19 protein-coding genes are annotated in these 20,231 nt (G+C 71.0%); 13 read left to right on the plus strand and 6 right to left on the minus strand.

Translation table 11 applies throughout. From position 1 onward, the window contains the following. Positions 1-82 precede the first annotated feature (82 nt). A complete protein-coding gene (locus C1J01_RS13605) occupies positions 83-292 on the plus strand; it encodes a hypothetical protein (protein ID WP_111179316.1) in 210 nt (69 codons plus the stop codon). A gap of 62 nt (positions 293-354) precedes the next feature. On the opposite strand, the gene C1J01_RS13610 is transcribed toward C1J01_RS13605, so the two are convergent. The 4 genes from C1J01_RS13610 to C1J01_RS13625 are packed head-to-tail and all read right to left on the minus strand — an operon-like array spanning position 355 to position 5,682. Then, positions 355-960: a GNAT family N-acetyltransferase gene (locus C1J01_RS13610; protein WP_220039899.1), complete on the minus strand. Its 606-nt coding sequence runs from the start codon at positions 958-960 to the stop codon at positions 355-357. Next, positions 957-2,663, minus strand: a complete 1,707-nt coding sequence (locus tag C1J01_RS13615; protein ID WP_111179317.1) for a glycoside hydrolase family 9 protein — start codon at positions 2,661-2,663, stop codon at positions 957-959. Before C1J01_RS13615 ends, C1J01_RS13610 begins: the two co-directional genes overlap by 4 nt. After that, complete coding sequence (locus C1J01_RS13620; protein WP_111179318.1) at positions 2,660-4,015, minus strand: GH1 family beta-glucosidase; 1,356 nt, start codon at positions 4,013-4,015, stop codon at positions 2,660-2,662. Before C1J01_RS13620 ends, C1J01_RS13615 begins: the two co-directional genes overlap by 4 nt. A gap of 29 nt (positions 4,016-4,044) precedes the next feature. Next, a complete protein-coding gene (locus C1J01_RS13625; protein ID WP_111179319.1) occupies positions 4,045-5,682 on the minus strand; it encodes a beta-N-acetylhexosaminidase in 1,638 nt (545 codons plus the stop codon). A 183-nt stretch (positions 5,683-5,865) separates the two neighbouring features. On the opposite strand from C1J01_RS13625, the gene C1J01_RS13630 reads away from it, so the two are divergent. The 12 genes from C1J01_RS13630 to C1J01_RS13685 all read left to right on the plus strand — a co-directional run bounded on the left by C1J01_RS13630 (position 5,866) and on the right by C1J01_RS13685 (position 18,457). Further along, entirely contained in the window at positions 5,866-6,813 is a 948-nt protein-coding gene (locus C1J01_RS13630; RefSeq protein WP_235854421.1) for an ABC transporter permease, read from the plus strand. Further along, entirely contained in the window at positions 6,810-7,697 is an 888-nt protein-coding gene (locus tag C1J01_RS13635; protein ID WP_111179320.1) for a carbohydrate ABC transporter permease, read from the plus strand. Before C1J01_RS13630 ends, C1J01_RS13635 begins: the two co-directional genes overlap by 4 nt. Before the next feature lie 25 nt (positions 7,698-7,722). Continuing rightward, positions 7,723-9,369 (plus strand): type 2 periplasmic-binding domain-containing protein, encoded by a 1,647-nt coding sequence (locus tag C1J01_RS13640; protein ID WP_111179321.1) that lies wholly within the window; start codon positions 7,723-7,725, stop codon positions 9,367-9,369. Between the two features lie 23 nt (positions 9,370-9,392). Continuing rightward, entirely contained in the window at positions 9,393-10,127 is a 735-nt protein-coding gene (locus C1J01_RS13645) for a ThuA domain-containing protein (RefSeq protein ID WP_111179322.1), read from the plus strand. Then, the gene (locus C1J01_RS13650) at positions 10,124-10,918 is read left to right on the plus strand and encodes a sugar phosphate isomerase/epimerase family protein (protein ID WP_111179323.1); all 795 of its coding nucleotides are present in this window, start codon (positions 10,124-10,126) and stop codon (positions 10,916-10,918) included. The genes C1J01_RS13645 and C1J01_RS13650 overlap by 4 nt, the downstream gene beginning before the upstream one ends. Beyond that, positions 10,915-11,904: an NAD-dependent epimerase/dehydratase family protein gene (locus C1J01_RS13655; protein ID WP_220039900.1), complete on the plus strand. Its 990-nt coding sequence runs from the start codon at positions 10,915-10,917 to the stop codon at positions 11,902-11,904. Before C1J01_RS13650 ends, C1J01_RS13655 begins: the two co-directional genes overlap by 4 nt. A gap of 76 nt (positions 11,905-11,980) precedes the next feature. Beyond that, a complete protein-coding gene (locus C1J01_RS13660; RefSeq protein WP_111179324.1) occupies positions 11,981-12,742 on the plus strand; it encodes a GntR family transcriptional regulator in 762 nt (253 codons plus the stop codon). A gap of 127 nt (positions 12,743-12,869) precedes the next feature. Then, positions 12,870-13,886 carry an SIS domain-containing protein gene (locus C1J01_RS13665; RefSeq protein ID WP_220039901.1) on the plus strand — a complete coding sequence of 339 codons (1,017 nt, stop codon included), beginning with the start codon at positions 12,870-12,872 and terminating at the stop codon, positions 13,884-13,886. Next, positions 13,886-14,785: an N-acetylglucosamine kinase gene (locus C1J01_RS13670; RefSeq protein WP_111179326.1), complete on the plus strand. Its 900-nt coding sequence runs from the start codon at positions 13,886-13,888 to the stop codon at positions 14,783-14,785. Before C1J01_RS13665 ends, C1J01_RS13670 begins: the two co-directional genes overlap by 1 nt. Positions 14,786-14,799: 14 nt before the next feature. Then, positions 14,800-15,714, plus strand: a complete 915-nt coding sequence (locus tag C1J01_RS13675; RefSeq protein ID WP_111179327.1) for an alcohol dehydrogenase catalytic domain-containing protein — start codon at positions 14,800-14,802, stop codon at positions 15,712-15,714. 90 nt (positions 15,715-15,804) lie between these two features. Continuing rightward, a complete protein-coding gene (locus C1J01_RS13680; RefSeq protein ID WP_235854422.1) occupies positions 15,805-17,088 on the plus strand; it encodes a cytochrome P450 in 1,284 nt (427 codons plus the stop codon). A gap of 76 nt (positions 17,089-17,164) precedes the next feature. Beyond that, the gene (locus tag C1J01_RS13685; protein ID WP_235854423.1) at positions 17,165-18,457 is read left to right on the plus strand and encodes a DUF2252 domain-containing protein; all 1,293 of its coding nucleotides are present in this window, start codon (positions 17,165-17,167) and stop codon (positions 18,455-18,457) included. Here the strand turns inward: C1J01_RS13685 and C1J01_RS53735 are convergent. Together C1J01_RS53735 and C1J01_RS13695 are read right to left on the minus strand one after the other, a co-directional pair. Next, entirely contained in the window at positions 18,379-18,711 is a 333-nt protein-coding gene (locus tag C1J01_RS53735; RefSeq protein ID WP_111179329.1) for a molybdopterin cofactor-binding domain-containing protein, read from the minus strand. The two genes, C1J01_RS13685 and C1J01_RS53735, sit on opposite strands and share 79 nt — an antisense overlap. Positions 18,712-18,793: 82 nt before the next feature. Continuing rightward, positions 18,794-19,846: an LLM class flavin-dependent oxidoreductase gene (locus C1J01_RS13695; RefSeq protein WP_111179330.1), complete on the minus strand. Its 1,053-nt coding sequence runs from the start codon at positions 19,844-19,846 to the stop codon at positions 18,794-18,796. Positions 19,847-20,231: the final 385 nt, after the last annotated feature.

Here is a 20,231-nt window from a genome sequence, read left to right on the forward strand (position 1 = left end):
CCTCCCATGGACAGCCGATTTCTCACTGATTACTTTGAGTAGTAATCCAACAGCAGAGCGTGATCAATCTTGGGGGCTCACCATGCGCCGCATCTCTCGCCCGCTGATCGTCGCCACCGTGGCAGGCGGTCTCCTCGCCCTGTCCGCGCCGGCCGCGTCCGCCAACCCCGACGACCACCCCTACCGCGGAGGCCTCCGCTCAGGACTCGAGGCCGGCTTCGGCGCCGCCGCGGGCCCCGGCTTCGGCGCCGGCCTGGGCGGCGGCCTCACCGGCGGCCTCGGCCTCCGCTAGGAACCACGCCACGACCCCGGGGGCCTCCCCCGGGGTCGTGGCGTTCTCTTCGGGGCAGCGGCTCAGCCGCGCAGGTCCATCTTCATCGTGGAGCCCCATGGGGCGCGCCGCGCCTCCTGGAAGCCCATGGCCAGGTAGAAGGCGAAGGCCCGGGGATTGCCGCTGCCGACGCCGAGGTGCAGGCCGGGCACGCCCCGGGCGCGCAGGGCGTCGATCAGGGTCGTCATGAGGCGGCGTCCCAGCCCCGCGCCCTGGCCTCGGGGCAGGAGATCGATGTGCAGGTGAGCGGGATGGGCGTGGAGCACGTCCGCCGGGGTGGGCGGCGGATCGTGCAGGTGGGCGACGCGCCGCCAGTCCTGCGTGCCGTCGCCCGGGTCGGCGGCGAGCCGCCGGGGATACCGGGCCCGCAACCCCGGCCACCACGCCTCCTCCAGCCACTGCTCGAAGGCCGCCGTGTCGGCGGTGGCGACGACGTATCCCAGCAGCCCCTGGTCGTCGTACGCGACCCAGGTGAGCCCGGGATCGGCGAGCGGGTACGGCCCGGCGTAGACGTGCCCGAGCAGCTCGGGGTCCCGGTACAACGGGGTGGCGTCCCGACCGGAGTCGCCCGTCTCCAGGCACACGCGGTACATCCCGGCCAGGTCGAACGGCTCGAAGGGACGTATCACCGCATCACCGAGACCGCCAGCAGGAACCAGGCGCTGTGCGGAATCCACTGCTCGGCCCACCTCCACGACTCGCCGCCGGCACGATGCTCCGGCGGCATGAACGCGATGTCGTGCTCGTCGTCGACACCGCTGGTGATCCCGTTCAGGATGCCACCGGGAACGTTCTGGAAGGCCGTGGAGTACTCCACGTTGTTCCGGCCCCGCCCCTGGAGCATGGACGCGTCGAACGGGTTGAGCCCGGTGATCCACTGCACCTGGTCCTCGGCCAGCACGTGCAGCCGGTCGCGCAGGCCGGGCGGGCAGCCGGGCAGCCCGGCGGCGAGCAGCGCGGCGTACGCGGTCGAGCTGATGCCCGCGTTCTCCCCCTGCCACCAGTAGCCGGTCTCGTTGTCGTGCGGGTAGAAGAAGCTCGTCCTGGGCGGTGCGCCGAGCGGCTGGGTGTACTGGCGGGGGTAGCCGAAAGGGTTGTGCACCTCGTCGGTCATGGTGACCGCGTCCCGGAGCAGGGTGAGGGCCAGGTCGCGGGCCCGTCCCGCCTCCTGGGACGCCGGGAGCACCTCGGCGAAGCGCATGAGCGCCACCGCCGGCAGCCCGGGCTCGGCCGCGTGGAAGAACGGCCGGTCCTCCACGTCGCCCCGCAGGTGGCCGAACCCCCGCCCGGAGTCGGTGTACCGGGCGGCCAGTGAGGCGGCCCGGCGCTCGGCCGCCGCCGCGAACCCGGGCAGGTGCTCCGCGCCGAAGCCGTGCCGGGCGGCGTGGGCGAGTTCGGTGGCGGCCATCAGGGCGCAGTAGTCGTCGATGACGGACTCGTGCCCGTCGTAGAGGTAGTCGGCGTTGTGCCGTTCCAGATGTGTGAAACCCCGGTGGGCCGCGGCGAAGTAGTCCTCCGGCGCGAAGTCGCCGTGGTCGTCCTGGACGGCGGCCCTGGCCAGGGCGGCGATGGCCATGCCGCCGCCCTGGCGGTAGGCGGCCTGCCAGCGGGTGGTGCGCACGCTGTCCTGCAGCGGCGCGTTGATCACCCGTTCGTCGAGCTTCTTGGTGAGGGCGTCGAAGACGGCCGTGTAGAAGTACCCCTCCTCCGACTGGAAGCGCACCAGGAAGTCCGCGCCGTAGAGCCCTTCGTCGCGCATCCTGGCGCCGAGCGCGCGGGACAGCTCCGGGTGCGTCCCGCGCAGGTGGTCGCGGGCGGCCAGGAAGGCCCACGCGCACAGCGGGGTCTGCTGGGGGTTCATCATCCGGGTGTAGTTGAGGTGGCTGAGGAACTTGCTGTGGTCGCCGGAGGCGTCGAGCCAGCCGCCGCGGGCGTCGACCGTGCGCCCGGAGTCGTCGAGGTAGAAGCGGGCGTGCCGGTCCTTGCGGTCGATCTCGCCGCTGGAGCGCACGGCCTTGAAGTAGTACAGGACGTCGGAGAGCGTCTGGTGGTGGACGCGGCGCTCGGCCACCTCGAACGGCGCCGAGCGGACGCCGTCGACCTCCACGTGGTAGGTGCCCGCGGCCCGCACGTGGCCGAAGTCCAGCCGGGCGAAGCGGCCGAGCGACCACCCGTCGACCCGGTGGAGCGGGCCGGGGCTCAGCTCGGTCCGGGCGCCGTCGGCGGCGACCAGGCACGCCGACCGGACCTCCGCGGGTCCGCGGGCGAGCACCACGGCCTTCTTCGACCCGGCCGAGTTGTAGCCGAGGTGGCTCGTCAGGACGCTGATCACCGGGCCGCCTTCTCGGCCGCGATGCGCTCGGCGTAGTAGCGGGCCGAGCGCTTCGGGATGCGCTCCTGCGTCTCGTAGTCCACCCGGACGATGCCGAACCTGCGGTCGTAGCCGTAGGCCCACTCGAAGTTGTCCAGCAGCGACCAGGCGAAATAGCCCCGCAGGTCGACGCCCCGCGCCCGGGCCGCGAGCGCGGCGTCGATGTGGGTGCGCAGGTAGCGCTCACGATCGGCGTCGTCCACGTAGCCGTGCTCGTCGGCCACGTCGGGGTAGGCGGCGCCGTTCTCCGTGATGTACCAGACGGTCCCCGGATAGTCGCGCTCCAGGCGCAGCAGCAGGTCGGTGAGCGTCTCGGGGGTGACCTCCCAGTCCATCGCAGTGCGCTCGACGTCGCGCGCGACCGTGGTGGACGCCGGCCAGCCGTTGTCGCCGGTCGGCGCGGCGCGTACGACCCGGGAGGTGTAGTAGTTGACCCCGAGCACGTCGACCGGCTGACCGATCAGCTCCAGGTCGCCCTCCCGCACGGGGAGCGGGCACCCCAGCTCGGCCAGCTTGCCCGCGATGTCGTCGGGGTAGCGTCCGCGCAGCAGCGGGTCGAGGTAGAGCCGGTTGCTCATGCCGTCGTCCCAGCGGGCCGCGGCCAGGTCTGCGGGCGAGTCACTGGCGGGGATCTTGTGCGACAGGTTGAGCGTGATGCCGACCTCCAGCGCGTCGGCGCGGCCGGCGGCGGCCGCCCGGTCGCGGATGACCTTCGTGGCCAGGCCGTGCCCGAGCAGCAGGTGGTGGACGGCGGCCATGCCGGCGCGGGCGTCCTTGCGGCCGGGCGCGTGCTGGCCGTGGACGTAGCCGAGCATGGCCGAGCACCACGGCTCGTTCATGGTGGTCCACTGGTCGACCCGGTCGCCGAGCGCGTCGTAGGCGATCGCGGCGTAGTCGGCGAATCGGTGGGCGGTGTCACGGGCCGGCCAGCCGCCGGCGTCCTCCAGCTCCTGGGGCAGGTCCCAGTGGTACAGGGTGATCCACGGCAGGATGCCGGCCGCGAGCAGCTCGTCCACCAGGCGGTCGTAGAAGGCGATCCCCGCCGGGTTGCCCGGGCCCTTTCCGCCGGGCTGGATGCGCGGCCAGGCCAGCGAGAACCGGTAGACGTCCACCCCCAGCTCCTTCATGAGCGCGACGTCCTGCGGCATGCGGTGGTAGTGGTCGCAGGCGACCGCGCCGGTGTCGCCCCCGGACACGGCGCCCGGGGTGGCGCAGAAGGTGTCCCAGATGGACGGGGTGCGCCCGTCCTCGTCCACGGCCCCCTCGATCTGGTACGACGAGGTGGCCACGCCCCAGAGGAACTTCTGTGTCATCGGTTGTGCACTCCTGGATCGGTGATGGGTCAGGGCTCGCGAGAGATCGACTCGACCCACTTCTTGGTCTCCTCGATCCGCCCGGGGCCGGAGCGCCGCCAGACACCGGTGCCACCGGTCTGCCAGGGCCGGGGCCCGCCGAGCGGACGATATTCCACGCCGAGGGCGTCCAGCCGGGCCAGATGCGTCCGCAGGCGGCCCTCGAACTCGTCGAGGTGGTCGATGCCACCGCGCCACAGCACCTCGGCGAGGGCGCACGCGCGGGGGAAGGCCAGGTAGTCGAGGTGCCGCTGGTGGGGCACCCACTCGCTCCACACCTGCCACTGGCCGCCGAGCACCCGCGAGCGCCGCTCGTCCGGCCATCCGGGCGGAGCCGGGGCGAAGGCGGCCACGTCGGCCAGGGTGATCGGGCCGCCTTCGGAACGCCGCTCCTCCGGCAGGTCCGACTGGTCGAAGTTGAAGTAAGTGGGGAACAGCGGGGCGCGGACCACGTCGTGGGTCCGCGCGGCGCGCTCGGCCACCTCGTGGCCGCGCCAGGCCATGACGATCGTGTCGGGCAGCACGCCGCCGGTGACGAAGGCCTCGTCCCACACCACCATGCGCACCCCGCGACCGGCCAGGAAACGGCCGAGCTCGCGCAGGAAGTGGCCGTGCATCTGGCGCGGCTCGGTGTAGCCGTGCGCCGCCATCTCCGCCGCGATCGCCGGGTCCTCCGCCCACCAGCTCATGTCGCACTCGTCCCCGCCGAGATGGACGTACGGCGCGCCCGTCGCGTCGAGGATCTCGCCGAGCACGTCCCGCAGGAAGGACACGACCGGCTCCGTCGGGCTGATCGACGAGCCGCCCGCCCAGACGGTGTCCAGGACGGCCTGCTCCTCTCCCGGGCGGCCGAGCTCGGGGTAGGCCGCGCGCAACGCGGACGTGTGCCCGGGCAGGTCGATCTCCGGCACCAGGACGATGCCGTGGGAACGCGCGTAGGCCGAGATCTCGGCGAGGTCCTCGAGGGTGTAGTAACCGCCGTGCGGGGTTCCGTCCGGCACGCCGTCGGGGCCGAGCCGGGTGGAGGGCCGCCAGGCGCCGACCTCGTGCAGGCGCGGGTGGATGCGGCTCTCGACCCGCCAGCCCTGGTCGTCCGACAGGTGCAGGTGCAGCCGGTTGTAGCGGTGGGCGGCCAGCAGGTCGACGTAGCGCAGCACGGTGCTCTTCGGGAAGAAGTGCCGGGCCACGTCGAGCATCGCGCCGCGCCAGCCGTACGCGGGGGCGTCGGCGACCCTGCCGCACGGCACGGTCCAGCCGCCGGGCGGCGCGCCCGCGCTGCGCCAGATCTGCACCGGAAGGAGCTGGCGCAGCGTGGCCAGGGCGCCGGACACGCCTTCGACATCGCTCGCCTCGACGGTGACCCCTCGCTCCGCGATCCGCAGGGCGTAGCCGCCGGTCGGCATCCCCTCACCGACGCGTACGGAGAACCGTGTGGTCTCAGTGGTATTACCTGGCTCGCCGCCGGCCGTGGACGGGCCCGGTCGAAGACCAGCCAGGAACCGGCGGGCGAGCGACGCCACCTCCTGCGAACCCTCCACCGTGAGCGGCATTTCCGCAGTTAAACGGCATATTCCGGGGTGTGGCTCGACCGTCACCGGGCGCGGAAGCAAGGAGGACCACCCATTCACCGCACGTTCACCCCATCAAACGAAATAACTGCTTATACCGGGCGAAGGTACTGGTTGTCTTACTTTGGTGCAAGTGGTATCTTCCCGGTACTTCACTGGTATTTCGCCCTGGTCGGGGACGTTTTCCGCGGTAGCCCGGCCCATGAAGAGGTGATCATGGCGGTCAACCAGACCCTGCCTCGAGTGAACCCACCACCCGAGAACAAGCTCTCCGCCCAGCGGAAAATGCCCTTCCTGAGCCGCCTCTGGCGCGACTCGCCGCTGCTCGTCATGGTCGCGCCCGCCGTGATCATCCTGCTGCTCTTCACCTACATCCCGTTGCTGGGCAGCGTCATCGCGTTCATGGACTACGTCCCCTTCCTCGGATTCACGGGGTCGGAGTGGGTGGGCTGGGCCAACTTCAGCTCGCTCTTCTCCGACACGGCGTTCTGGAACGCGCTGTGGAACACCGCGCAGATCACCTTCCTGCAGATCGTGCTCTTCTTCCCGGTGCCGATCGTGCTGGCGGTCCTGCTGAACACGGTCGCGATGCCGCTGGCCAAGAGGTTCGTCCAGTCGGTGATCTACCTGCCGCACTTCCTGTCGTGGGTGATCATCGTCGCGCTGTTCCAGCAGATCCTCGGCGGGAACGGCGTGCTGAACCGCTTCCTCATCACGCACGGGCTGACGCCGCTCGAGATCATGTCCAACCCGGACACCTTCAAGCTGCTGCTCACCACGCAGGCCATCTGGAAGGACGCGGGCTGGGGGACGATCATCTTCCTGGCCGCCATCGCGGCCATCAACCCCGGCCTGTACGAGGCCGCCACCATCGACGGCGCGGGCGCCTGGCAGCGGTTCTGGCACGTCACACTGCCCGGGATGCGGCCGATCATCGTGCTGATGCTGATCCTGCGGCTCGGCGACGCCCTGACCGTCGGCTTCGAGCAGATCCTGCTCCAGCGGGACGCGGTCGGCCCCGGAGCGGCCGAGGTGCTGGACACCTTCACCTACTTCAACGGGGTGGTCGACGGGAGCTGGGGCACCGCGACGGCGGCCGGCCTGCTCAAGGGCGTCGTCAGCCTCCTGCTCGTGCTCGCCGCCAACAAGCTCGCCCACCGGCTCGGAGAGGAGGGTGTCTACCGGCGATGAACTCCCGTCCCGTATGGCTGGGCAAGCCCAAGCCGATCGCCGTCGCCCTGAAGGCCCTCGCGCTCGTGCTCATCTGCGCGGTGGTCATCTTCCCCTTCCTCGTCGTGATCTCCACCAGCCTGGCCACCAAGCAGCAGATCGACGCCAACGGCGGCTACGTCATCTGGCCCACGGAGATCTCGTTCGAGGCCTACAAACAGATCTTCAACGGCACGCAGGTCTCGCGTTCGATCGTGATCAGCGTGGGCGTGACGGCGGTCGGCACCGCCTTCAGTCTCGCCTGCACCGTGCTGGCGGCCTACGGCCTGAGCCGCAGGCAGTCGCTCTTCCAGCGCGGCCTGCTGTCGTTCGTGCTCTTCACGCTGCTGTTCGCGCCGGGCATGATCCCGGTCTATCTGATGGTCAAGCAGCTGGGCATGCTCAACACGTACTGGTCGCTGATCATCCCCACCGCGGTGAGCGCGTTCAACATCGTCATCGTCCGCGGTTTCATCCAGGCGATACCGCACGAGCTGTTCGACGCGGCGCGCATGGACGGGGCGGGCGAATGGCGCATTCTCCGGTCCGTCGTGCTGCCCAATTCCAAAGCGGTCGTCGCGGTCGTGGGCCTTTTCATCGCGGTCGGCTACTGGAACAACTATTTCGGCCCGCTGCTGTATTTGAACGACACGGAGATGTGGCCGCTCCAGCTCGTCATGCGCACGTTCGTGCTGGAGAACAACGTCACCAGCAATGCGCAGGCCATTCCCGGATACGTGGCGCCCCCCGCGCAGTCCGTGCAGATGGCGCTCGTGGCGATCGCCACGCTGCCCATCCTGTGCGTCTATCCCTTCCTGACCAAGCACATGTCCAAGGGAATGCTCACCGGGGCCATCAAGGGTTAACGGATCACCGTAAAGGAAGAACATCATGGCTAGCAGAATCCCCGGCGAGGGGCTCACCCGCAGATCGCTGCTGCGGAACACGGGTCTGGCCGCGGCGCTCGTGCCCGTCAGCGGAGTGCTCGCCGCGTGCGGCTCCGGCTCTTCCGGCGGGAGCACGGGCGGCGGCCCGGCCGGCGGCGGCCAGACGGCGCCGATGCCCGCGTACGTGCCGCCGAACAAGCCCAAGCCGCTGTACGAGGGCAACGCCCAGGGCGTCATGGACGTCTACGAGTCCTTCCCCATGGACGGCCCGAAGACGGTGACCGGGCCGATCGGCGACGGCGGCGACTTCAACGTCATGATCATGACGTACGGCCAGCCGGCCCCGCCGCTGAACGAGAACGTCTACTGGCAGCTGCTGAACAAGGAGCTCAACCTCAACGTCAAGCCGCTGCAGGTGCCCTTCGCCGACTTCCAGACGAAGTTCCCCGCGCTGGTCGCCGGCGACGACCTGCCGGAGTTCGTCTCCGTGCCGATCTTCCAGAACATCTCCCGCCTGCCGCAGCTCGCCGAGGCGCAGTTCACCGACCTGAGCGAGTTCCTGTCCGGCGACGCCGTGAAGAAGTACCCGAACCTGGCGGGCATCCAGGAGGCGGGCTGGCTCAACGGCTACCTCAACGGCCGGATCTACGGCGTCCCGCGCTCCGACCCCATCTTCACCACGCAGATCTACACCAAGACGGACGTGATCGAGGCGGTCGGCGCCAACCCGAAGCCGAAGAACCTCCAGGAGTTCCGTGACCTGGCCAAGGCGGTCACCGACCCCAAGGCAGGGGTGTACGCCTTCGGCGGCAACATCGCCGACTTCCTGATGATGATGTTCGGCGTCCCCAACAAGTGGACGCGCAAGAGCGACGGCACGTTCGTCTCCGCGTACGAGCACGAGGCGTTCGTCCCGGCCATCGCCGAGCTGGCCGCGCTGTACAAGAGCGGCGTCTTCCACCCGGACACGGCCACCCTGATCGGCAACAAGACGCAGCGGGACGCGCTCTTCCGGTCGGGCAAGCTCGCCATGGTGCACGACGGCAACCGGGCGTTCGGCATCGTCGCCGACGACAGGAACCTCGTCTTCGACATCATGCTGCCGTTCGGCAAGGACGGCGGTGACGCCGTGCACTGGACCGGCAACGGCGCCTACGCGATCACGATGATCAAGAAGACGACCGACAAGAAGAGGATCGACATGTTCCTCAAGGTCCTCGACTACATCGCGGCCCCGTTCGGCTCCAGGGAGTCGTTCGTGATCAACTACGGCGTCGAAGGCGAGGACTACACGGTCAAGGACGGCGTGGCCGTGCTGACCACCCGCGGGCAGCGCGAGCAGGACCTCGGCCTGGCCTACATCGCGGGCGGCCCTCAGGTGCTGTGCAACCCGCAGGGCGCGCCGGGCGTGGACAAGCTGAACTACGACTGGCAGCAGAAGGTCGTCTCGACCCTGCTGGACAACCCGGCCGCGCACCTGTACTCGCAGACCTTCAACACCAAGGGCGCCGCCCTGGAGAAGCAGATGCAGGACGCGATCGTCGCGGTGTTCCTCGGCCGCGAGCCCGCCTCCGGCCTGACCTCCGCGGTCCGGAAGTGGAAGGCCGGCGGCGGCGACCAGATGGCCAGGGAGTACGCCGAAGCCCGCTGACTCGCGGAAAGGAGTCATCCGGAATGAAACTCAGGAACGGGCCCTCGGCGCTGGTCGTCGTCGAGGGCACCGACCTCCACCACGACCTGCTCGGCGCGGCGCTGGCCCTGCAGGAGATCGTGATCGAGGGCGGGCTGCCCGCGGCGCGCGCCGTCGGCCTCGACCGGTTCGTCGACCCGATGCCGGCCACGGCCGAGGCGGACGTCTACGTGCTGTACCGCTCGTCGGTCACCTTCGACCCCGTGCAGCAGGAGGCGTTGTCGGCCCTCGTGGCCGCGGGCAAGGGGCTCGTCGCGGTGCACGCGAGCAACCTGTTCGGCTTCGGTCCGGGCGGCCTGGACGCCGACCGGGCGGCGTACGAGCTGGTCGGGTCGCGCTACGTCTCCCACGGCGACGCGGGGTCGGAGGGCCGGATCGAGGTGTCCGTGCGTGAGGGCCACCCCGTGACCCGATACCTGGACGACTTCGCCATCGACGACGAGTACTACGTGCTGGAGTATGCGCCGGACGTCCAGGTGCTGGCGGAGCGCCGCGCGGGAGAGGGCACCGAGCCGGTCGCCTACGTGCGCGAGCACGGCGCGGGCCGGGTCTGCTACACCTCCCTCGGCCACGACGCGCGGGCCTGGGGCAACCCCTGGTTCCGCCAGCTCGTCCGGCAGGCCACCCTGTGGGCGGCGGGCGTCGGCGACGACGTCATCGGCTCCTGGTCCACCCGCTGGCCGCTGGGCAACGCACGCTTCATCGGGGGCGCGGCATGAGCGATCAGATCGTGCCGCCGGTCGCCGCCCAGCTCTGGTCGCTGCACGAGGACGCCGCCAAGGACCTGCTCGGCGTGCTGGAACGCGTCGCGGAGATCGGCTACACCGCGGTCGAGCCCATCAGCCTGTACGGCCACGCGCCGTCGGCCGTGCGGGCCGCCCTGGACCGGCTGGGCCTCGGCGTGTGCAGCATGCACGTCCCGTTCCCGTCCGGCGAGGACGCCCCGGCCGTCCTGGACGCCTGCCAGGAGCTGGGCGTCGAGACGCTGGTGTGGAGCCTGGAGCCGGAGGAGTTCGGCACGCTCGACGGCGTGGTGGCGGGGGCCCGGCGGATCAACCGGGCGGCGGCCAACGCGGCGGCGCGCGGCATGCGGATCGCCTACCACAACCACTTCGCCGAGTTCGTCAACGTCTTCGGCGGCCGCCGGGCCTACGACGTCCTGCTCGCCGAGCTGGATCCCGCGGTGGTCGTCGAGCTGGACACGTACTGGGTGGCCGTGGCGGGGCTGGACCCCGTGCCGGTGGCCGCCGGGCTCGGCGACCGGCTGGAGTTCACGCACCTCAAGGACGGTCCCGCCACCGGCATGGACGACTACATGGTGCCCTTCGGCGAGGGCACGGTCGACGTGGCGGCCGTCGCGCGGGCCAACCCGGCGGTCAGGTGGTCCATCGTCGAGGCCGACCGCTCCCACCAGGACATGTACGCGCTGCTGCGCGCCTGCTACGACTTCCTCGTCGGCGCCGGCCTCGCGACCGGCCGCCGGCCCGTGGACACCGGGGGTGCGTCGTGAGCGGGCCCCGGGTGCTCATGCTCGGGGGCACAGGGGTGATCAGCGCAGCCTGCGCGCGCCGGTTCGCCTCCGAGGGCTTCGACGTCACCGTCCTGACCAGGGGCCGCACCACCCTGCGGCCGCTGCCGGAGGGTGTGCGCCGGCTGACCGCCGACGTGCACGACGACGCGTCCATGCGCGCCGCGCTGGGGGACGAGACCTTCGACGCGGTCGTCAACTTCGTCGGCTACGTCCCCGCCGACATCACCGCGGACGTGGCCAGGTACGCCGGCCGCACCGGGCAGTACGTGTTCGTCTCGACCGGCTCGGTGTACGCCCGTCCGGTGCCGGACCTGCCGGTCACGGAGTCGTCGGCCCGGCGCGCGGGGAATTTCGACTACCCGGCGCAGAAGCTGCGCTGCGAGGAGGAGCTCGAGCGGGCCTTCCGCTACGAGGGATTCCCCGCGACGATCGTGCGGGCGGCGCACGTCTACGACGAGACGGTGTTCCCCACGCTGGCCGGCTGGACGGTGATCGACCGCTGGCGGCGGGGCAAACCGGCGGTCGTCCACGGCGACGGCACCTCGTTGTGGAACCTCACCCACGCGAGCGACTTCGCCGCGGGGCTGGCCGGTGTCGTCGCCCGCCGCGCCGCCGTGGGAGAAAGCGTGCACATCACCTCTGACGAGCCGCTCACCTGGGACGGGATTCACCACTGTCTGGCCAGGGCCGCCGGCGTGGAACCGAGGATCGTGCACCGGTCCAGCTCGGACATCGGCCGGGAAATCGCCTGGATGGGCACCGTTCTGCAGGAGGATTTCCGGCACTCGATGATTTATGACAATTCCAAAATCAAGCGGCTCGTCCCGGGTTTCTCGGCACAGGTGCCATTCGAGAGGGGAGCCCGGGAGATTCTCCGATGGTTCGACGCGGATCCGTCCCGGCAGCAGGTCGACGCGGAGCTGGACGCGGCCTTCGACCGTCTTGCCGGAGATTGTGATGGATAATGGTATCCGGCACGGGTCCAGGGCGAGAATGCCGCTAGGTTCGTCGAGGAAACAGAAGCTGGGGACAGGGAAAGACATGGACGCGGTGAACACGTCGCCTCAGAGGCCTCTCATCGCGCCGGAGAATCCCGAGCCCTTGTGGGCGCAGGCGGCCGAGCTGATCGAGCGTCAGGTGCGCGAGGGCGCCCTTCCCGCCGGCAGCCGGTTGCCCGCCGAGCGGGAGCTGTGCAACCAGCTCGGCATCAGCCGGGTGACGCTCCGTCGCGCCCTGCAGCACCTGGTCGAGCGCGGTGTCATGCGGTCCTCGCACGGTCGCGGGTGGTACGTCGCCGCCCGTTCCGATCGCGAGTGGCCCAACTCCCTGGAGTCCTTCACCGAGACGGCCCGCCGCAAGGGCCTGGCGCCGACGTCGCGGGTGCTGCGCGCCGAGATCAAGCAGGCGTCGCTGGACGAGGCGGACGAGTTCGGCGTGGCGGCCGGGGCCGACCTCTTCCTGCTGGAGCGGGTGCGCATGCTCGACGGCGTGCCGATCGCGGTCGACTCCTCCCGCGTCGCGGGCAATCTCGTGCCCGGGCTCTCCTCCGTCGACTTCACCCGCGCGTCGCTGCTGGAGGAGCTGGCGGCGGCAGGCGCGGAACCGGTCGTGGCCGAGTCCACCATCGAGGCCAGGGGCTGCCCGGAGGATCTCGCCGAGCCGCTGGAGCTCAAGCCGGGCGATCCCGTCCTGATCATGACCCAGACCATGATGGACGCCGCGGACCGCGTCGTGCTGGTCTCGACCATCACCTACCGCGGCGACCGCTACCGGCTGCGCACGTCGTTCGTGCGCGGCTCCTGACGTCGGCCACCTCCCACCAACCGCCAACGGTCCCCTATGGCCTTCTCTGGTATTATGTGGTCTTAAGGTTGATTTAAGTGATTTCTTGCTGGTACGCCCCCGAGAGGAAACCCACACTATGACCGGGGTGAGAATCCCCTACCTGGAAGGACGAGCGCGCCAGCCGGCAGCGCTGGAGCGGATCGCGGCCAGGGTCGCGGCTCAGCTCCCCGCGCTCGGCGGAGTGCTCGCCTCGGCCGAACGGCCGGTGTTCGTCGGCATCGGGGCCAGTTACGCGGCCCTGACCCTGCCGGTCGGACTCCTCGCCGAAGGCGGGATCCTCGCCCGCAGGGAGCTGGCCGGCGAACTGGGCCCTGGTCTCGCCCTCACCGACGCCGATCTGATGCTCGCCGTCTCACAGTCCGGACGCAGCACGGAGACCCTCGAGTCGTTGTCCCTGATGCCGGACGGCCGCCGGGCGGCGGTGGTGAACGTCGTGCCCTCGCTGCTCAGCCAGGCCGTCGACCACTGCGTCGACCTCGGCAACGAGCCCGACAGCTACGCCTCCACCATCGGCTACACCGGCACCCTCGTCGCGCTCGCCATGATCGCTCGCACGCTGCTCGGGGCGGCGGCGGCCGAGGCCGCCCGCGAATGGGACGGGATCGGCGCCGTGCTGGAGCGGCACGAGTCGGCACTGGCTCCGGTGGTGGACGAGGTGGCCCGCCGGGCCGCCGGCGTGGCGGCCGCCGACGTCGTCTCCTCCGGGGCCTTCCGCGCCGTCTCCGAGTCCGGCGCGCTGCTGCTGCGCGAGGTGTGCCGGGTGCCCGCCTCCGCGCTGGTCACCCGCAACTACCTGCACGGCGAGATGGAGTCGGCCGGGGACACCCTGCACGTCGTCATCGGCGACGGCCGGGAGCTGGAGCTGGCCGGGAGCCTGGCCGCCGCCCGTCACCACACCCTCTGCGTGACCTCGGCCGACCTCTCCCCCACCGAGCACCTGCACGTGGTGCCGATCCCGGCCACGGCCTCCCTGCCCGTGCGCGTCGTGCTCGCCGCCGCCGTGCTGCAGCGCCTGGCGGGCTCGCTGGCGCAGGCGCGGGGGGTGGAGATCGAGGACTTCGTCTTCCACAACAGCGACACCAAGATCGAGGAACCGGTCTGATGAACCGGGTCGTGGTCGGCGTCGACGTCGGCGGCACGAAGACGCGGATGCGGCTGCTCGACCTGGCCGCCGGCGAGGTCGTCGCCGACCGTACGGTGCCGAGCACCGGCTGGCAGACCCGGTCGATGCCCGCCGCCGCCACCTGGCTGGCAGAGCGGGTGGCGGCCCTGCCCCGCCCCGGCGACGAGGTGGTGCGGGTGGTGGCCGGGGCGCACGGCTGCGAGACGCCCGAGCAGTGCCACCGGCTGGGACGCGAGCTGGAGACGTCCCTCGGACTGCCGGCCTCGGTGGTCAACGACGCCCAGCTGCTCGTCCCCGCGGCGGGGCTGAGCGCGGGGATCGGGCTGGTCGTGGGCACCGGCTCGATCGCCGTGGGCAGGCACCGCGAGACCGGGGCCCATCTGTCGGCCGGCGGCTGGGGGTGGGTGCTCGGCGACGAGGGCTCCGGCTCGGCGCTCGTACGCGACGCGGCCCGCGCGGTCCTCGCCCGGGCCGACGACGGCGCGCCGCTGGAAGCGCTCGGGCGGGCCCTGCTGCGCTCCTACGGCGTCTCCGGCCTGCCCGAGCTGGCCGCCGCGATGAGCTGGGACGGCGGGGTGGAGACGTGGGCCGAGCACGCGCCCGCGGTCTTCGCCGCCGCGGCCGAGGGCTCCGAGCCGGCGGCCGAGGTCATCCGCAGGGGCGGCGCGGCACTGGCGGACCTGGTGGCCCGGCTGGCCCGGCGAGGCGCGGAGACCGACGCCGTGGTCGCGGCGGGCGGCGTGATCGCCGGTCAGCCGTCGTTGTTCACGGCGTTCGAGGAGGAGCTGGCGTCCCTGCTGCCGGGGGTGACCGCGACGTTGCTGCGTGAGCCGCCGGTCGCCGGGGCGGTCGAACTGGCCCGCCGCCTGGCGGCATGAGTTGAGGAGGACGCGTGCGATACGCGCAAGTGGTCTCGGCCGGTCACTCGGAGATCGTCGAGGCCGCCGACACGCCGCCGGGGGCCGGTGAGGTACGGGTACGGACCCTGGCCTCCGGGATCTGCTCCTCGGAGGCTCCCGCGTGGGCCCGCCACGAGGGTGCGCCCGTGCGGCTGGGACACGAGCTGAGCGGCGAGATCGAGGCGGTCGGGCCCGGGGTGTACGGCTGGTCGGCGGGCGACCGGGTGACCGGCTTCGCCTCGCCCGCCTTCGCCGACGTGGTGAACACCCCCGCCGCGGCACTGCTGCCGGTGCCGGCCAACGTGCCGGCCGTGGCGGCCCTCGGGGAGCCGCTCGCCTGCGTCGTCGAGGCGCTGTCCCGCTGCCCGATCGCCTCCGGGCAGCGGATCGCCGTGGTCGGGCTCGGCTTCATGGGGCTCATCGCGGTGCAGGCGGCGGCCGAGGCGGGACCCGTCCGGCTGGTCGGCGTCGATCCACTGCCCCACGTACGGGACCTGGCCCTGGCGCTGGGGGCCGGGGAGGTGTGCACGCCGGAGGAGGCGGCCGGGCTCGCCGGGGGCTTCGACGTGGTGGTCGAGTTCACCGGCAAGGCCGCCGGCCTCAAGCTGGCGGGCGACCTGGTGACCCGGCACGGCACGCTCTGCGTGGCCGGCTACCACCACGACGGCCCCCGGGAGCTGGACGTCGAGCTGTGGTACCGCGGAGTGACCATCGTCAACGGGTTCAGCGGCGAGCGCCGGCGGACCATGGCGGCGCTGCGCGAGGGGCTGCGGCTGATGGCCGACCGCCGGCTCACCCTCGAACCCCTGATCACCCACACCGTCTCCCTCGACGACGTGGACCGCGGCTTCGGCTACCTCGCCGACCGGCCGGCGGGATTCGTCAAGTGCGTCGTCTCCACGGACTGAGCACAAACATGCACGACATGCATGTTTGCCCAATGTGCACGATTGGGTAGTGTGGTCGGCGACCAATGGCCTGTGGAAGAGGATGTGGCGATGACGGCTTCCGGTGAGCAGCGCACGACGACCGAATCCCCCACCGCGATGCGGCGGCTGTTGCCGGCGGACATGGTGGAGCGGGGCGGGTGTCCGTTCGATCCGCCGGCCGGGTTGCGGGAGCGGCGGGGCAAGGGGGCGGTGCAGCCGCTGAAGCTGGCCAACGGCGCCTCGACCTGGCTGGTCACCGGGCTGGAGGAGGCCAGGGCGGTGCTGAGCGACCTGCGCTTCAGCTCCGACCGCGTGCGCCACCCCGACGCCACCCAGCTGCAGGCGCACGAGGTCGAGCAGCTGGCCGCCGGGGGCCGTGCGGCGCCGGAAGTGGACAGCCGCACCGACGGGATGTTCGTCTTCATGGACCCGCCGGAGCACACGCGCCTGCGGCGCCTGCTGACCGGCCAGTTCACCGTCCGGCGGATGAAGGCGCTGGAGTCGCACATCCGCGAGATCGCCGTGGAGCACATCGAGGCGATGCGGGCGGCGGGCACCGAGGCCGACCTCGTGCCCGCGTACGCGCTGCCGATCCCCTCGCTGGTGATCTGCGAGATGCTCGGCGTCGACTACGCCGACCGCGGCCGCTTCCAGGAGAACACCCGCGTCGCGCTCGACTCCACCAGCGGCGACGACGAGCGGGCGCGCGCCGGCCTGGAGCTGTACGGCTTCATCCAGGAGCTGGTGGCGGCCAAGCGGGCCGAGCCGGGCGACGACATGCTCTCCGGGCTCGTCCACGACGCCGACCCGCCGCTGACCGACTCCCAGCTGGTCGACATGGCGCTCGTGCTGCTCGGCGCCGGCCACGAGACCACGGCCAACATGCTGGGGCTCGGCATGTTCGCGCTGCTGGAGCACCCCGACCAGCTCGCCGCGCTGCGCGACGACCCCGCCCTGCTCGACAACGCGATCGAGGAGCTGCTGCGTTACCTGTCCATCATCCAGATGGGCGTCAGCCGGGTGGCGACCGAGACCGTGACGGTCGGCGAGGTGGAGATCCCCGCGGGCGCCACCGTGATCATCGCGACGCCCGAGGTCAACCGCGACCCCCGCCACTGGAGCGAGCCCGACCGGCTGGACGTGCGCCGGCCCCGCACCTCCCACCTGGCCTTCGGGCACGGCGTGCACCAGTGCCTCGGCCAGCAGCTGGCCCGGGTGGAGATGCAGGTCGGCCTGGGCGAGCTGGTGACCCGGATGCCCGATCTGCGGCTGACCGTCCCGGCGGAGCAGGTGCCGCTGCGCAACGAGATGCTGATCTTCGGGGTCCACTCGCTGCCCGTCACCTGGGCGTGACGGAACGCCCGTCCAAACGGGCTTGAGGGGCAGGCGCCGTCGGGACAAAACGGATGTTCCGCTATAAGGGACATTCGTGGTTCGTTCCCAACACATTCTCGATGTGCTCATGGCGGAGTTCGGGCCGTCCATCGAGCGTGACCCGGCGGCGTTCCGGCGCAAGTTCCGCAAGATGGCGGCCTCGCCGTTCGCGTTCTACCGCGGCAGCGCGTGCGTGTTCTACGCCGACCTGACCGGCCCGTTCGCCGACGACGCCTACCTGGACGCGAAGACCAGCCGGGTGTGGATCCACGGCGACCTGCACGCCGAGAACTTCGGCACGTACATGAACGCCTCCGGCGAGCTGGTCTTCAACGTCAACGACTTCGACGAGGCCTACGTCGGCCCGTACGTGTGGGACCTCAAGCGGCTGGTGGCCAGCCTGGCGCTGATCGGCTACGCCAAGGCGTTGTCCGACGACGCCATCACCGCCCTGGTGCGCGAGTTCGCCCAGGCGTACCTGATCGAGCTGGCGGGGATCGTGCTGGGCGGCGACGACGTGATCGGCTCGCTCACGCTGGCGACCACCAGCGGGGTGCTGCACCGCGTGCTGCAGCGGGCGCGGCTCAACACCCGGGTCGCGCTGCTCGACCTGGAGACCACGATCGAGAACTTCGACCGCCGCTTCGGCGTGATGGAGGGCCGCTACCCGGTCGACGAGCCCACCCGGCGCCTGGTCGAGGCGGCCTTCGAGGGCTACCTCGGCACGCTGCCTGAGGTCTCCGGCATCGAGTACGAGATCAAGGACATCGCGCTGCGCACCGGGGTGGGGATCGGCTCGGCGGGGCTGCCGTCGTACAACCTGCTGCTGGAGGGCCACACGCAGGCGCTGGAGAACGACGTCATCCTGTACATGAAGCAGGCCCAGACGCCCGCGGTGGCCCGGCACATCGACGACGAGCGGGTGCGGTCGTACTTCCGCCACCAGGGCCACCGCACGGCCGAGTCGCAGCGGGCGCTGCAGGCGTACGCCGACCCGTGGCTCGGCCACACCGAGCTGAACGGCGTGGGCCAGCTCGTCGCCGAGGTCTCGCCGTACGCGGCGGACCTGGACTGGGACGACGTCAACGAGCCGGAGGAGTTCGCCTCCGTGGTGCGCTACCTCGGCGTCGCGGTGGCCCGCATGCACGCGGTCGCCGACGACGAGTCCGGCCACGACCTGGTCGACTTCTCCACCGAGGACGCCATCGCCGCGGTGATCGGCCACGACCAGGCCGGGTTCGTCCAGCTGCTGGTGGACTTCGCCCACGCCTACGGCGCCCGCGCCCGGGCCGACCACCAGCTGTTCGTGGACCTGTTCCGCAACGGCCGGCTGATGCCCGGGCTGTAGGTCAGGTTTCCAGGACGGCGCGCGCGACGGCCTCCGGCGCCATCGGGATCCGGTCGAGGGCGGCAGCCGGTGAACGACGGGTTGAGGATGCGGCCGACGCGCAGCCTGATCTCCTCCATCACGGCGAGCCCGAGCCCCTGCGCGATGCCGCCGTGCTCCTGGCCCTCGACCGCCACCGCGCGCGATCGCGGCGAGGACCGCTCCGAGGGAGCGGTGGGGCGGGGGCCCCTGGGGCACACCCACGCGATCATCATGCGCGGTGCCGGCCAAGCCGGCGCAGGGGGCAAGAGATCTGCGCGGCGGTGGTACGTCACGTCACGTTTCCGCCGCCCCGGATCACGGTCCGAAGGCCGGCATGATCTGGTCGTGGATCAGCCTGAGCTGGGTGTCCACGTCGGCGACCTCGGGCAGCTCCCGGCCCATGAACTGCTTGACCAGCGTCGCGTCGGTGACGGCCAGGATCATGTGGTTGACGCCGGCGGGCTCGATCTCCCGCTTGATCTTCTCCACGCACTCCTCGGGCGTCCCGGCGATCGACAGGCGCTCGCCCAGCTCGGGCGGGGTCAGCTCGATCGCCCTGCCGAGATCGCCGGCACCGAGGGCGTCCACGACGGGCTTCATCGCCGACGGCTCGACCCCGTTGCGTTCCAGCTGCTCCGCGGGCATCGAGGACGCGTACAGGCCGACCATGCTGCGCGCCGCCTCCTTCGCCACGGCGGAGTCGGGCCCGGTCGCGAAGACCACCCAGGCGCCGATGTCCATCGACGCCCAGTCCTTGCCCGCCCCCTCGGCGCCGATCCGGAAGTTGCGCACCGCGTAGTCGTAGGCCTCGCGGGTGTAGCTGAGCGCGTGGTGGACGCCGTCGGACAGCTCGCCGGCCGCCTGGAAGGACTTCGGGCCGCGCATCGCGCCCAGCTTCACCGGCACCCGCTCCTGCACCGGGCGGGCGAAGGTGAACAGCCCGTCGTAGGTGAAGAACTCGCCCTCGTACGTGATCGCCCCTTCGTCGAGCAGCGTGCGTACGACGTGGGCGGCCTCCTTGACCCTGGACAGCGGTTTGGTGGTGGTCCAGTCGATGGCGTACTGCGCCAGCAGCCCGAAGTTGCCGCTGGACAACACGACCTCGGCGCGGCCGCCGCTGAGCTCGTCGAGGGTCGCCGCCGCCTGCGCGATCAGCGACGGCTCGCGCAGCACCACGGAGGAGACGCTGGGCCCGAACCTGATCCTCTCGGTCTGCAGCGACGCGGCGGCGAACAGCAGCCACAGATCCTTGTGCCAGGTCTCGTCGGCCGCGTAGCAGGCGTGGAAGCCCAGCTCGTCGGCCAGCTTGATGGAGGCGAGGGAGTCACGCAGGGGGTAGTCGGGCAACATCACGTAGCTGAACTTCATCGTTCCTCCTGGGGGTGCGCACCACGCTATGACCTGGCCTGTCAAAGGGCAATACATCACCCGTCAACGGCTATAACGCCCCTTACAGGCTGTTCCGGACCCGGCCGAATCACGCACGCGCCAGGTCAAGAGTGCGGTTCGCCAGGCCGGAATGAACATTAAAGATTTTTCATCCGCGACTCATCTCCACGCACCGCATCGGGCCCGACACTAAGACCATGAACATTCTGCGACGCATTGCGGTTCTGGGTGGGATCGTCGCATTCCCCTTGGGGATTGCCGCCATCAGCCACGCTTTGTCCGATAATTCGGGGCGGTCCGTGACGCCGGCGAGCGTCTCGCCCGCCAGCGTGCAGGTCAGCACCCAGCCGGCGACCCCCAGCGG

Origin of the sequence: Nonomuraea aridisoli, assembly GCF_003236395.1 — a bacterium.
Lineage (GTDB): Bacteria > Actinomycetota > Actinomycetes > Streptosporangiales > Streptosporangiaceae > Nonomuraea > Nonomuraea aridisoli.